Consider the following 13,385-nt stretch of genomic DNA (forward strand, 5'->3'; position numbering starts at 1 on the left):
GTCAGGCGTGACGAAGTAGGGAACGAGTTGCATCCCAGCCCTCGAGGCCCGGATCCAGTCGCGCAATGTCAGCACTCGATCGCAGACGGTGCCATCCAGGGCCGATCCCGACAGCGTGCCGACGGGGCTTCACCGCCTCGAGCTCGGACAGAGGGGTGTCGAACGTCGGAGCGGCCGTCGAGACCCAATCGGCGGTTGGCAGACGTACGCCGATCGCCGCGAGCGTGCCGTCCTCGGAGGGAGTGACGGCGATGTCCGCGGTGCTGAGGGATCGGAAGAGCTTGCCGATCAGCAGACCGGGCAGATCGGGTACGTCGTGGCTCACGGCGACAACCGCAGCGGCCGGACCGGCGAGCTCGACCGCATCGAGCACCGGTCGTGCGGCGTCGACGGCGTACACCGGTGTGCCGGGCCAGGTCAGCACACTCACCGACTCCAGAGCGGACTCGTCAGCACCGACGACCGCAACAGCAACGTCGACCCGGTCGAGAGCGGCCAGGACCTCGTAGGTGTCCTCAGCTAACGCCAAGCGCCACGCCTCGGGGTCACGGCCCGGCGGAGCCCAGGTGCCAGTCCCAGGTACGACGAGAACCACCACGCGCCGGTCGGTCATGCGGAGGCGCTCACGTTGTCGTACCGGGATCGGGCGGCGTTGACCTCGGTCATGTGGGTCTCGGCCCATCCCTTGATGGACGCGATGAGCGGCATCAGCGTCTCGCCGAGCGTGGTGAGCTCATAGTCGACGCGGACCGGTACGGACGGAGTCACCGAGCGGCTGAGCAGACCGTCGCGTTCCAGCGAGCGCAGCGTCTGCGTGAGCATCTTCTGGCTGACGCCGGCAATGCGACGGGACAGGTCCGAGTACCGCAGCGGGCCGTCGGCCAGCGCGGACAGGATGAGGGTCACCCACTTGTCGCTGATGCGGTCCAGCAGTTGCCGCGCCGGACAGGTCGCCAGGAACGCGTCGTACTTGCGGGCGGCTTCTTCGCGGAGCTGAGCGGCGGTGCGGGTCGGCATGGCTCTCCTAGTCGTGCGATACGCACTGCGAAGTGCGTACTTCCCGGCAGAGAGTAACTCTCCGAAAGTGGTATTCGCCAACGAAAAACTCAGCACCACAAGGAGAGAGACGATATGCGCGCATTGGTCGCCCGGCGGCTCGACGGGCCGGATGCAGTCGAGCTGATCGAGACCCCGATTCCGGAACCGGGCCACGGTCAGGTTCGGATCAAGGTCGCCGCGGCCGCGGTCAACCCGGTCGATCTCGCGGTCAGCTCTGGAGGAGCCGTGCAGTGGGGCGTCACCGCGGCGCGGGAACGGTTCGGACTCGGCTGGGACGTTGCCGGGACGATCGACGCGGCGGGACCGGGGGTGGATCTGGCTGTCGGAACGCCGGTGATCGGGCTGGCTGATCTGCTTGGGCGGCCGCTCAAGACGCATGCGGAGTACGTCGTACTCAACGCCGACGCGGTCGCACCCGCGCCGAAGGATCTGGACCTGATCGCCGCGTCCACGGTCGGCTTGAACGCGCTGACTGCGTTGCAGGCGTTGAAGGCCATGCAACTCACTCCCGGTAAGTTGGTCCTCGTCACCGGCGCGGCGGGTGGGGTCGGCGGGTATGCCGTTGAGATCGCCAAGCACGTCGGGCTGACAGTTATCGCCAGTGCTGCCGCTGAGGACGAGGAGCTGGTACGACGGCTCGGCGCGGATCACTTTGTGTCGCGGGCGGAGGATCTGACGGCCGCGGTGCAGGCGATCGTTCCGGCCGGGGTTGATGGTCTGGTGGATGCGGCGGTTATTGGCATTGGGGCGCAGGAGGCGGTTCGCAACGGGGGTCAGCATGCGCACGTTCAGGCTGGTCCGACGCCGCCGCATCTCCGCGACATCACCGTGCATCAGATCTTCGTTCACGCGAACCGCGCGGAACTGACGGAGGTCGTCCAACTGGTCGAGGCCGGGGCCATCTCCACCAGGGTCGCCGGCACGTATCCGCTCCAGGACGCGGCTGCGGCGTACCAGCGCTTGGGTAAGGGAGGGGTGCGCGGGCGTCTGATCCTCGTGCCGTGAGCGGCTAGGCGATTGCGGGGAGCTCCGCGGTGATCAGGCCGAGGCGGAGGGCGGTCATGATCGCGTTGGCCCGGTTCGTGGCGCCCAGCTTGTCGTACAGGCGGGAGACGTAGGTCTTGGCAGTCGACAGGCTGACGAACATCGTGCTCGCGATGGCCGGGACCGACTGGCCCTCGGCCAGCAGCGCGAGCACCTCACGCTCCCGAGGGCTGAGTGCCAGCAGGACGGCCTTCTCGGCGGCCTGGCCGCGACGCGACAGGGCCGCCGCGAGTCCGGTCGCGGTGAAGGACGACGCGGCCACAGCGGCGTGGCGGATCGCCCCCAGCAGTTCGCTGTTCGGGGCGGTCTTGCCCACGAACGCCGACGCACCGCTGTCGAGGGCCCGGAACAGTACGTCATCCTGGTTGTCCCACGTGAGCACCACGATCCCCAGCGCCGGGTGGCGCTCACGCAACTCCCGGGCCAGCAGGAGACCGTCCGCATCGGGCAGCACAGCCTCGAGTACGACGACATCCGGACGATGCGACGCGATCACAGCCTCGGCCTCCGAACCCAGACCGCATTCGCCGACGACACTGATCTCCGCATCCGCGCCGACCAGCCCGATCAAGCCGTACCGGGTCAGCGTGTGGCCGTCGACGATGGCGACGGTGATCGAACTTGTCATGCTGGCCCCCGTGAATTCCCCCTCAACACAGAGTGACGAATGCCACCTGCTGTAACTGAAATCGTGAGACTCAGGAGTTCCGTTACGGGATTCAAGCGGGTGCTTTCCACCCAGTTGGTTGAACGCTTGGTTACCTGTTTTCCGGGTCACAAGCGTTGGAAAGCAGGGTCTTCAGTTCGGCAAGACCAGGCGGTACCAGTCGGCGACCGGGGCAGCGGCGAAGACCGCCAGCAGCACCCCCGCGACCATGAACGGCCCGAACGGCAGAGCGCTCTTCCGTTCGGCCCGGCCCCCGGCGATCAGCGCGATCCCGGTCAGTGCACCCAGCACGAAGGCAGCGAAGGCGCCGATCAGCAACGCCGGCCAGGACAGGTAGGCCAGCACGAAGCCGGTCAGGCCGGCGAGCTTGACGTCGCCCCAACCCATCCCAGCCGGGTAGGCCAGCACCAGCAGCAGGTAGAAGCCGAGCAGAGCCGCCGCACCGATGACCGCCCGCCCGAGCGCCCACCAGTCGTGCTCCCACGCCGCAGCGCAGGCCAGCAGCGCCACGAGCACCGGGTACGACGGGAGCACGATCGCGTTCGGCAGTCGTCGTACGTCGAGGTCGATCAGGGCCAGCGCGATCCCCGCACCCGTGAACCACAGGTACGCCGGTAGCGCAGCGCTCGCGCCGAACCGCCAGGCAACCGCGGCGAACAGCAGTGCGGTCGCCAACTCGACGAGTGGATAGCGGATGCTGATCGGCAGCCGACAGTCCGCGCAGCGACCGCGCAGCAACAGCCAGCCCGCCACCGGAACGTTGTGACGTCCCCGCACCGGCCGGCTGCACCGCGGACAGTGCGACGGAGGGCTCACTACCGACTCGCCTCGTGGAACCCGGTACACCACGAGGTTCAGGAACGATCCGACGGCCAGGCCGAGCAGTCCCGCGATCAGCACGAGCGCTGGCGTCATCGTCGTACGCTCCAGCTCAGGACCGTCATCTGGCGGGCGCCGGCCACCGGTGAGCCGGTCGGGTCCGTGATCTGCACCCGCGCGGTCAACTGCAGCCGCTTCGACGCAGCCGACGAACAGGACGACGTGGTGACGCCGGGACAGACATAGACCGTCAGGTCCACGATCGTGCTGGCCGTGCCGTAGCCGAGCGAGTCGTCCGGCAGCGAGATCAGCGGCTCCGTGGTGGCGCTCCCGGTCGTTGTCAGTGTCAGTCGCCGGGTGACGATCCCGAAGTTGAAGTACGGCTGCGCGGTGTTGTTGACCGCGATGTTGATGCTGGCCTTCGGCGCGTAGGCGAAGCCCTCGAAGTAGAAGCTCGGTTTCGTCCCGTTGCCGCCGTCGGAGATCAGGTCGCAGCCGCCGGTCGTGATGACACAGCCGGACTGCCTGCGCACGGTGATGGCGCCGTTGACCACATCCGACTTGAGCCCGTACACCGCGGTCGGGATCGAGTTGGCGTGGTACGTCGCGCAGATCTCGGCCTGCGAGTCCTTCGCAAACGCGAGCTGGGTGTCGCCGCCGAACACGAAGGTCACGCCCACGGCGGAGACGGACTCGATCGGGTTCACACAAGTACCCGGCACGGACGGCGCCGATGCACCGGCAGGCACGCTGCCCGGGGTCAGGCCGGGGACCGTGCCGCCGACCATCGTGCCGTTGACCGTCCAGACGTGCGACGCACCGAGGGTGAAGTCGAAGTAGTAGGTCCCGGGGTCGAACAGCATCCAGGACGCCTGGCAGTTGTTGAAGAGGTCTGCGTTGTTGTAGAAGCCCGGACGGAACTCGGCGACTTTGTTCTTGTTGTTGCAGGCAGGGACGCTCGCCGGCGTGACCGGTGGGTCGGCCGACAACGAGTAGTTCGGGTCGCTGACCGGTGTGGTGATCTTAGTGCAGGAAGGTGTGATCGGGCCGGTACAGCTGCCGACGGCCCGGATTGGAATGCCGCCTGTCGCGGTGAGCTGAGCCTGCGAGCTGTCGATGCCGGCGTTGGAGATCACGCCACCGTGGATAGTGATCTTCTTGTTGCTCTGCCCGTAGACCTGACCGTCGGAGCTGGCCGTCCCCAACGTCAGGATGGCGTTGCCCGGCTTGTTGTCGGAGCTGATCGGCACCGGTGCGCCCTGCTGCCCGGTGCCCGCTTCGCCCTTGCAGACCACAGATGCCGACGACTTCGCGGCTCCGGACTGGCCGTTGGTCGCCGGATAGAAGCCCGGCAACGCCAGCGTGTCCGAGCCGCCGAAGCACTGGCTGCCGACGTCGTTGGCGAAGGTCGAGCGGCGCAGTTGGTTGATCGCAGCCTGTGCGGCACCGTCGGCGTCGTACACCGACCCGGCCTGATCGCGCAGACCGATCGTCGCTCGCTGGCTGGTGTCCGCCTTCGACAGGACGGCACCGGTGGCCAGCCCCACCACGGTGATGATGATCATCACGATCACCAGAGCGGCGCCGCGTTCGTCTCGTGGGCGCTTCATGACTGCCTCCGTTGTCCAGCGAGGGTCAGCGAGTAGGGCTGCCCTTTGCCGGACGGGTCACTGATGTCGAACGTGAGTGTGATCGTCTGCGGTACGGCGCTGCCGCTGCCGGTGCACGACGTACTGCAGGTGACCGCGGGCGCGCCATTGAGGTTGTGGGCGAGCGTCGCCGTCGACGTCAGCGATCCGCCGTCACAGCGCAGTCGCACGAGGTCGGTGCCAGTACGCACGTACGCGACCCGGACCGCGCTCGGGGTGCCGGCGGCGTCCAACTCGTCCCAGCCCAGCGTCACCACGGTGGACGAACCAGCCGGAGTCGAGCAGGGAAAGCTCACGTTGACCGACTGCGCCAGCGGAAACGTCTTTGTACCAAGGTCATACGGCTGACGGATCCCGATACTGGCTACGTCCTGTGCCCAGTACGTCGCGGCGATCTGGGCGTCATGCGATTCGTCGAGCCGAGCGGACGCCGTACCGTCCGTGCGCAGGAAGCCGATCAGCACGTTGCTCAACGGCACCATCACGATGCCGATGATCACGATCGCGACCAGCATCTCGATCAGTGTGAAGCCCTGCTCCTGCTCGGCCCGCTTCATGCGCAGACTCCGTCGGCGGCTCGGCAGGGCTTGCGCAGGATCACGTCCAGGCGCTCGGTCGCCCGGGTGCCGTTCGAGACCGTCAACGTCACCTTCTGCAGCCCGTTGTCGGCGCCACACGCTCCCCAGCTCGACCCGCTCCAGCTCTGTGCGGCTGTCGCTGTGGCCACATACCCGGCCGGTACGGCGAGGCCGATGGCAGCCGGTGAGTACGCCGACGCGCCCGCACACGGCGTGTAGCCCGACCCGGCGACGTAGCTCTCCACCGCCTCGGCGTACGTGCGGACGGTCGCGGCCGCGACCGTCTGCTTGCGGTGAATGTCGGACATCATGATCGAGGTCGTCAGGCCGGCCATGATCGCGACCACCGCGATGCCCATGATCGCGACCGCGATCATGATCTCCAGCAGCGACTCGCCGCGCTCGGACGGCCGCCGGCTCATGACTGGACCTGGCGGAAGATGCCGTACATCGCGGACACCAGGGCGATCGCGACGAATCCGACGATGATGCCCATGACAACGATCACGAGCGGCTCGATCAGGCCGATCAGCTTCTTCAGCTTGTAGTCCAGCTCGCCCTCGTAGTAGCCGGCGGTGACCTCGAGCTGGGTGTCCAGCGTCCCGGTGTCCTCGCCGACCCGCATCATCTGGGCCGCCGTCTTCGGGAACAGCTTGGTGGCCGCGAGCGGCCCGGCCAGACCCTCTCCCTCCAGCAGGGCCTCTCCTGCCCCGGCAAGGGAGCGCCTGAACACCAGGTTCGGCAGCGAACCCGTCGCCACCCGGAGCGCCTCCGGCAGCTGGACGCCAGCGCTCACCATCGACGACAGGATCCGGCAGAACCGTTCGACCAGAGCGAACTGGATCGTGTCGCCGACCACCGGCAACGCCAGGAAGAATCTGTCCCGCAGATAGCGGCCGCCATGGGTCTGCACGACGCCGAAGAACAGCAGGGCCAGTACGGCGACGCCACCACCAACAGCCCACCACCATCCGGTCAGGAAGTCCGTGACGGCGAGCAGCATCCGGGTCGGCAGCGGCAGGGTGGCGTGCAGACCGGCGAAGAAGTCCTTGAACCGCGGCAGCACGAACGCCGACAGCACCACCACGGTGACGACCGACATCACGGCCACGATCGACGGGTAGATCATCGCCTGCTTGATCTTGCGCCGCGCCTCGAGGTCACGCTCCAGGTACTTGGCCAACTGCTCCAGCACCGAGTCCAGCTGTCCGCTGAGCTCGGCGGAGCGGAGGATGCCGCGGTAGAACTCGGGGAAGATCTTCGGGTGCCGGTCGAAGCAATCCGACAACTTCTCGCCGCCGCGCAGGCCGTCCTCGACCCCGGCCATCATCCGCCGCACCGACGCGTTGCCGGACTCCTCGCCCAGCGAGTGCACGGCGTCGATCAGCGGCAGCCCTGCCTTGATGAAGGCACCGAGCTGGCGGGACAGGTGCATGACCTCTTCCCGCTTCACCTTGCGGGCGGTGATCTCGAGTTGCAGGATGCTGCGCTTCTCGGAGACCCGGATGTCGCGCAGTTCCCGTTCGTACAAAGCCAGCTCGGCGTCCTCGCGGCTCTGCGCCCGGGTGGTGCCCTTGGCGACCTGGCCGCCCGGCGCAGTCGCGACGTACGCGTATCTGGTCATCGGTCAGCTCCCGACCATGTAGATGGAACGCATGACCTCGCCGACCGTGGTGATACCCGACTCAGCCAGCCGGACGCCCTCCTCGGTCAGGGTGCGCATGCCGTCGTACCGGGCCGCCTTGCGGATCTCGTCGTGCGAGGCACGGTCGACGATCAGTTCGCGGATCGTGTCCGTCACCGGCATCAGCTCGTACACGCCGGTCCGCTCCAGGAACCCTGTCTGTGCGCAGAAGTTGCAGCCTGCGCCGCGGACGAAGCCGTCCGGCGGCGGCGTGCCGCCGGCACTGGCGAGGAACGCGAGCTCCTCGGTCTTCGGTTGGTAGTACTCGCGGCAGTTCATGCAGATCCGGCGTACCAGCCGCTGTGAGACCACGGCGGTCACGGACGACGCCACCAGGAAGTTCTCGATCCCCATGTCCAGCAGGCGATGCAGAGCGGTGGCGGCGTCGGTCGCGTGCAGCGACGAGAGCACCAGGTGACCGGTCAGTGCGGACTGTACGGCGATCCGCGCGGTGTCCACGTCCCGCACCTCGCCGACCAGGATCACATCCGGGTCCTGCCGCAGGATCGACCGCAGACCGCCGGCGAAGGTGATACCGGCCGCCTCGTTGATCTGGATCTGGTTGATCGAGTCAAAGGTGTACTCCACCGGGTCCTCGATCGTCATGACGTTCCGCTCCGGGCTGTTGATCTCCCCCAGCGATCCGTACAGCGTGGTGGTCTTGCCACTGCCGGTGGGCCCGGCGCAGATGACCATGCCGTACGGCGCCCGCAGCAGCCGCGCGTACGTCGTGGCCAGGTGCTCCGGCATCCCGAGCTGGCCGAGCTCGAACAGCGGTCGGCTCTTGTCCAGCAATCGCAGTACGACCTTCTCGCCGCCGACCACCGCGGTGGTGGCGACGCGGATGTCGACCGGGCGACCCTCGACATCCATGCTGATCTGGCCGTCCTGCGGCCGCCGGCGTTCGACGATGTTGAGGTCGGCCAGGATCTTGATCCGGCTGACCACGGCCGGTCCGATCGAACCGGGCAGCTCGAGTACGTCGTGCAGCGCGCCGTCGATCCGGTACCGCACTCGGACCCGGTCACCGTGCGGCTCGATGTGCACGTCCGACGCACGGTCGCGCAGCGCCTGAGTGATCACCAGTTGCACGACCTGGACCACCGGCGCGTCCTCGCTGGCACCCGGTGCGTCGTCGCGGACATCCTTGCGGACGGCGTCGCGCGCCGCGAAGACCTTCACCCGGTCGTCGATCCCGGTCAGCGCGCGGTACGCGGTGCCGATGGCATGCAGGACATCGGTCGGCGCGGCCAGCATCAGCGCGACCCGCCGGCCGAGCGCGGCCTGCAACTCGTCGCCGACGGTCGGGTCGGCGACCGCGACCACGACGACCTCGTCGCGGAGCTCCAGCGGTACGGCGACCAGGTTGCGCGCTGTGAACTCGTCGAGCAGCGCAGCTGCGGCCGGGTCCGGGCTCACAGTGCGCAGGTCGACCAGTTCCAGGTGATGCTGCTCGGCCAGGTGACTCGCTCGGGTCCGCTCGATCCGCAGGTCCTGCTCGGTGGTGGCCGGACGCACCTCGGGACGCGGAGTGGACGCGGCGTGCCGGGCCTCGGGCCGGCCGCTCCTCCGGAGCTTCATGCCAGCACCCCCGCCCGCAGCCGCGGACGTGCCTCGACGTCCTTCGGGTAGAGGCTGCGCGCGACGGCGTCGTCGTACGAGACGAAGCCGTTCTGGACCAGGGCGGACAGCGACTGCTCCAAGGTGAGCATGCCGTCGCGCTGACCGGTGACGACCGAGTTGCGCAGCTGGTGCGTCTTGCCTTCCTTGATCAGGTTCCGGACCGCGGCATCGGCGACCATCACCTCGTACGCCGCGATCAGGCCGCCCCCGATCCGGGGGATCAACCGCTGGTAGACGACCCCGGTGAGCGCGGCCGCGAGCTGGATCCGAACCTGCGCCTGCTGCTCGGCTGGGAAGACGTCGATGATGCGGGCGAGTGACTGCGCGCTGTCGTTGGTGTGCAGGGTCGCGAAGACCAGGTGCCCGGTCTCCGCGATGGTCAGAGCGAACCGGATCGACTCCAGGTCGCGCATCTCACCGACCAGCAAGACATCGGGATCCTCGCGGAGCGCGGAGCGCAGCGCGTCCGGGAAGCTCGCCGTGTCGCTGCCGACCTCGCGCTGGTTCACGGCCGACAACTTGTGGTCGTGCACGTACTCGATCGGGTCCTCGACGGTGATGATGTGGCACGCGCGGTCGGTATTGATCCGGTCGATCATCGCGGCGAGCGTGGTCGACTTGCCCGACCCGGTCGGGCCGGTGACCAGGACCAGCCCCTGGTGCTTGCGGGTGAACTCGTACAGCACCGGCGGCAGACCGAGTTCGTCCATCGTCGGGATCTGGCGCGGGATCATCCGCAGCGCCACCGCGACGTCACCGCGCTGGGTGAACGCGTTGCCGCGGATCCGGGCCTCGTCGCGCCAGGAGAACGAGAAGTCGTGTTCGTGCTTGGTGTTCCACTCCGCGGACTGCTCGGCGGTGAGCACCTCGTCGAGCAGGCGGCCGGTGTCGTCACGGGTCAGCACCTCGGTGCTGCTGACGGAGTACAGGCTGCCGTGCACGCGGATCTGCGGTGGCATGCCCGCGGTCAGCAGCAGGTCCGTGCCGCCCGCGTTCCAGAGCTCTTCGAGCAGCAGGTCGACCCGGCTGCCACGAGCAAGACTGATCATGGTGATCTCCAGGTGGTGGAAGAAGTCGGTGGAAGCCGGTGGAGAGAGGCATTTCAGGGATGCCCCTCCCCACCGGAACCTCAGACGATCAGCCCGCGGTGCAGCCGGCCGGCGGGGCGGTCAGGGTCAACGAGCCGTCGGTCGTGCTGGCGCCGGTCACGTACTTGGGCGTGCCGGGCCGCAGGAATCCGTTGGTCACCAGACCCGCCAGGTCGGTGTAGGTGCCCTTCTGTGCGTAGTTGGCCTCTTCGGCCACGGCGATGGTCTTGACCTCGGCCTTGCAGGCCGAGAGCGCACCGCGGTCGGTGATGCCGTTGACGGCGAAGACGACGATGCCGGCCAGGACGCCGAGGATGACGATGACCATCAGGAGTTCGATCAGGGTGAAGCCGGACTCGTTGCGGCGGGCTTCGCGAATGCGGTCGAGCATGATGTTTTCTCTTTCTGACAAAGGATTTGATGGATGTGTGCGGTACGGCTACCCGCGCGGCGGATCGCGGCTGCACCTCCCGTGGCCGGTGGCCACCGACTCGGCGAGGCGCTGTACGCCTTGGCTGAGCGGATGGTCGGGATAGCCCAGGGCGAGTGGTTCGCCGCGGTTGATCGAGGCCGGTACGCCGTCCCAGACCGGGAGGTGACCGGCGACCGGGCTTCTGATCAACCGGTCGACGTCGCTCGCGGTCAGCCCGGACCGTTCGTCGGACCGGTTCACCACGACCGAGCGGTCCGCGGCGTAGTAGAGGAGGTCCAGAACGTCCAGCGTGTGCCGGAGGTGCTTCAGTGCGGGGCGTTCGGGCGCCGTCACGACGACCTGATGATGCGCGGCGTCGAGCGCCGTGACCACGATCGCGTTGAACACGGCCGGGCAGTCGATGACGACGTAGTCGTAAAGCATCGGCAGCACGGACAGCACCTCGGCGACCAGCCTGGCGGTGATCTGCGCGGCCGCGCCTGGACCGGTCGGTGCCAGCAGGCAGTCCAGTCCCGGCCGGTACGGCGTCAACAGTTCGACCGTCTGGCCGACCGTCAGCTCGCTCTCGCACTGCACGACGTCGCAGAGACTGTGCTCGGCAGTGAGACCGAGCACGCCGGCGAGGTCACCGAAGTACAGGTCCAGATCGACAAGGCAGACCTGCTGCGTACCACCTGCGTTCAGGGTGACGGCGAGGTTCGTGGCGACGGTCGTCTTGCCGCAGCCGCCTTTGGCCGCGAACACCGTGATGATCTGGCCACCCGACATCCCGATCACCCCCGGCGCCACTCTGTGTCACCGCACTCCGCGCTGACTCCGCCTAAAGAGTGATCGACCGCCAAGATTCGTCACAGCGGGTGAAAGGATGACAAGGGAGATCGTTCGGTTGACACGCGTCAGCCGAACAGCCGACAGACAGGATCAGGCCAGGGCGGACCGCAACCGGAGTGCTACCTGGATGTCGAGGGCGCGCTCCGGGGCTTGCCAACCGTCGCCTAGCAACGCGCCGATCCGGTCGAGCCGCTGCTGGACGGTGTTCGGGTGGATGTGGAGGGCGGTGGCGGCTCGGGTTGGGCTTTGGCCTGAGGCGAAGTACGCCTGGAGCGTGCCGATCAGGTCGGTGCCGCGTTGGGCGTCGTACTCGAGTACGGCGCCGAGGACGTGCTGCACGTGTGCGTGTACGTCGACGTCCGCGGCACCGACCAAGCCGGCGACACCGAGGTCGTCCGGAGTCGCGGACTCACCAGTGCGGCCGAGCCGCAGCATTGTCCCCACCAGACGGACCGCCTGGCGATGTGAGTCGACCAGCGGCTCGCCCCACGCTGCCGGACCGGTCACCCCGATCGTGGCGCCGGTCCGCTTCGCGACCTCAGCCAACTCGCGCGCAGCAGCCGAAGCGTCCGCACGAGCCAACAGCAGCACCAAGTCACCGCCATACGGACCAGACAGCACCAGCTTGTCCTCAAGCGGCGCCGACAGCCGTGCACGTACGGCGGCCTGGTCGCCACGGCAGACTGCCACCACCAGCCGGTCGTGCCGGCGATTCGGTGCGAGCAATCGGAGTCGATCGGTCAGCGTCCTCGGGTCGGCAGCGCCACTGAGCACATCGGCCAGCAGATCGGCCTGAGCACGCTGCGACTGCTCTGCAGCCTGCCGGCGGAAGAGTAGAACGAGAGCAGTGACAACAGCTGCCCGCTCCACGATCCGCTGGTCCGCACCTGACAGCTCATCGACGCCGCCGATCACCAGCGCACCGAGCCGCTCCCCTTTCGCCGTTGCCGCAACAACCCAGCAGTCACCGACGCGAGTGAGCCGCCCGGACTCGGACTCCTGCCACCGCACGACTGCGCCGCGCGTGTCACCGGCCACGGCCAACTCATTGCCCACGGCATCGACCAGGACGACCCACACGTCCAGCAGCTCAGCCAGGGCAGCCGCGATCGCATCCACATCGCCACCAGACAACACGATCCCGGCGAACCGGTCGTGCGCCGCGGCAGCATGCTCAGTGCCGGCGTGCGCGGCAGACAGCTGATCCAGAGCAGCCGCAGTCTCGGCCGCTGCCCGCACCTGCACGATGGTGACGGCCGCCAGCGCCGCGAGCGATCCCAGCAACGACACCTCGTCCTGGCTGAACGGCCGCCGCGTCCGGTTGGAGGCGAACAGCACTCCGACAAACGCTCCGTCGACGATGAGCGGCGTACCGCAGATGGCGACCAGTCCCTCCTCTCCGACCGCGTGGTCGATCGAAGAGGTGTGCCGGAAACGCCGGTCGGACGGGTAGTCGGCAGCCCAGTACGGCTTGTAGGTTTTGGCGACCAGACCGCCGAGTCCCGCGCCCAGAGGAAGCCGGAGCTGTTGGAAGGCCGCCGACACGGATCCGTCGGTCGCCCGCATGTACGTGTCGCCGCGGGCGTCGTCGTACAAGGTCAGATAGGCGACGTCCGTGCCGAGGAGGGTGCGCGCACGGTGCACGATGGTGTCGAGTACGCCGCCCGGGTCGCGGGCCGAGGCTAGTTCGCGGGCGACGTCGACCAGGGCGGACAGTTCGGCCTCACGCTTCTTGCTGGCGTCCATGCCGGCCCGGATGCGCAGGGCGAGGTCACGCGCTACCGCGTCCTCGCCCGCCGCCCGGGCCAACTCACTCCCGGACGCATCCTCGGCCAACAGCCGCAGAAGCTCCTCCATCCTTGCGATCATGCCACCTCCAGCTGCCTGCAGGGTCCTGTCGCGGATGGTCC

Annotated in this window: 14 protein-coding genes; 1 reads left to right on the forward strand and 13 read right to left on the reverse strand. The window is 67.9% G+C overall.

The window, feature by feature from the left end; translation table 11 throughout:
* Position 1: 1 nt before the first annotated feature.
* Both E0H73_RS20560 and E0H73_RS20565 read right to left on the reverse strand, forming a co-directional pair.
* Complete coding sequence (locus E0H73_RS20560; protein ID WP_131358775.1) at positions 2 to 613, reverse strand: hypothetical protein; 612 nt, start codon at positions 611 to 613, stop codon at positions 2 to 4.
* Positions 610 to 1,017 carry a winged helix-turn-helix transcriptional regulator gene (locus E0H73_RS20565; RefSeq protein ID WP_131358778.1) on the reverse strand — a complete coding sequence of 136 codons (408 nt, stop codon included), beginning with the start codon at positions 1,015 to 1,017 and terminating at the stop codon, positions 610 to 612. The genes E0H73_RS20560 and E0H73_RS20565 overlap by 4 nt, the downstream gene beginning before the upstream one ends.
* A 114-nt stretch (positions 1,018 to 1,131) precedes the next feature.
* Between E0H73_RS20565 and E0H73_RS20570 the strand changes: the two genes are divergently transcribed.
* Positions 1,132 to 2,064, forward strand: a complete 933-nt coding sequence (locus tag E0H73_RS20570; protein WP_131358781.1) for an NADP-dependent oxidoreductase — start codon at positions 1,132 to 1,134, stop codon at positions 2,062 to 2,064.
* Positions 2,065 to 2,068: 4 nt separating this feature from the next.
* Here the strand turns inward: E0H73_RS20570 and E0H73_RS20575 are convergent, their stop codons facing one another.
* The 11 genes from E0H73_RS20575 to E0H73_RS20625 all read right to left on the reverse strand — a co-directional run bounded on the left by E0H73_RS20575 (position 2,069) and on the right by E0H73_RS20625 (position 13,332).
* The gene (locus tag E0H73_RS20575) at positions 2,069 to 2,731 is read right to left on the reverse strand and encodes a response regulator (RefSeq protein ID WP_131358784.1); all 663 of its coding nucleotides are present in this window, start codon (positions 2,729 to 2,731) and stop codon (positions 2,069 to 2,071) included.
* 171 nt (positions 2,732 to 2,902) lie between these two features.
* Entirely contained in the window at positions 2,903 to 3,685 is a 783-nt protein-coding gene (locus E0H73_RS20580) for a prepilin peptidase (protein WP_131358787.1), read from the reverse strand.
* On the reverse strand, positions 3,682 to 5,199 hold the full coding sequence (locus E0H73_RS20585) for a hypothetical protein (protein ID WP_131358790.1): 1,518 nt from the start codon (positions 5,197 to 5,199) through the stop codon (positions 3,682 to 3,684). Before E0H73_RS20585 ends, E0H73_RS20580 begins: the two co-directional genes overlap by 4 nt.
* A complete protein-coding gene (locus tag E0H73_RS20590) occupies positions 5,196 to 5,795 on the reverse strand; it encodes a prepilin-type N-terminal cleavage/methylation domain-containing protein (protein ID WP_131358793.1) in 600 nt (199 codons plus the stop codon). The genes E0H73_RS20585 and E0H73_RS20590 overlap by 4 nt, the downstream gene beginning before the upstream one ends.
* Positions 5,792 to 6,238: a type II secretion system protein gene (locus E0H73_RS20595; RefSeq protein WP_131358796.1), complete on the reverse strand. Its 447-nt coding sequence runs from the start codon at positions 6,236 to 6,238 to the stop codon at positions 5,792 to 5,794. Before E0H73_RS20595 ends, E0H73_RS20590 begins: the two co-directional genes overlap by 4 nt.
* Positions 6,235 to 7,440 carry a type II secretion system F family protein gene (locus E0H73_RS20600; protein WP_131358799.1) on the reverse strand — a complete coding sequence of 402 codons (1,206 nt, stop codon included), beginning with the start codon at positions 7,438 to 7,440 and terminating at the stop codon, positions 6,235 to 6,237. Before E0H73_RS20600 ends, E0H73_RS20595 begins: the two co-directional genes overlap by 4 nt.
* Positions 7,441 to 7,443: 3 nt before the next feature.
* Positions 7,444 to 9,081, reverse strand: a complete 1,638-nt coding sequence (locus E0H73_RS20605) for a GspE/PulE family protein (RefSeq protein WP_131358802.1) — start codon at positions 9,079 to 9,081, stop codon at positions 7,444 to 7,446.
* The gene (locus E0H73_RS20610; protein ID WP_131358806.1) at positions 9,078 to 10,172 is read right to left on the reverse strand and encodes a type IV pilus twitching motility protein PilT; all 1,095 of its coding nucleotides are present in this window, start codon (positions 10,170 to 10,172) and stop codon (positions 9,078 to 9,080) included. The genes E0H73_RS20605 and E0H73_RS20610 overlap by 4 nt, the downstream gene beginning before the upstream one ends.
* A gap of 88 nt (positions 10,173 to 10,260) precedes the next feature.
* Complete coding sequence (locus E0H73_RS20615; RefSeq protein WP_131358809.1) at positions 10,261 to 10,602, reverse strand: type IV pilin protein; 342 nt, start codon at positions 10,600 to 10,602, stop codon at positions 10,261 to 10,263.
* Between the two features lie 48 nt (positions 10,603 to 10,650).
* Positions 10,651 to 11,412 carry a CpaE/TadZ family protein gene (locus E0H73_RS20620; protein ID WP_131358812.1) on the reverse strand — a complete coding sequence of 254 codons (762 nt, stop codon included), beginning with the start codon at positions 11,410 to 11,412 and terminating at the stop codon, positions 10,651 to 10,653.
* A gap of 153 nt (positions 11,413 to 11,565) precedes the next feature.
* On the reverse strand, positions 11,566 to 13,332 hold the full coding sequence (locus E0H73_RS20625; RefSeq protein ID WP_131358815.1) for a helix-turn-helix domain-containing protein: 1,767 nt from the start codon (positions 13,330 to 13,332) through the stop codon (positions 11,566 to 11,568).
* Between the last annotated feature and the right edge of the window lie 53 nt (positions 13,333 to 13,385).

Origin of the sequence: Kribbella pittospori (assembly GCF_004331465.1) — a bacterium.
Lineage (GTDB): Bacteria > Actinomycetota > Actinomycetes > Propionibacteriales > Kribbellaceae > Kribbella > Kribbella pittospori.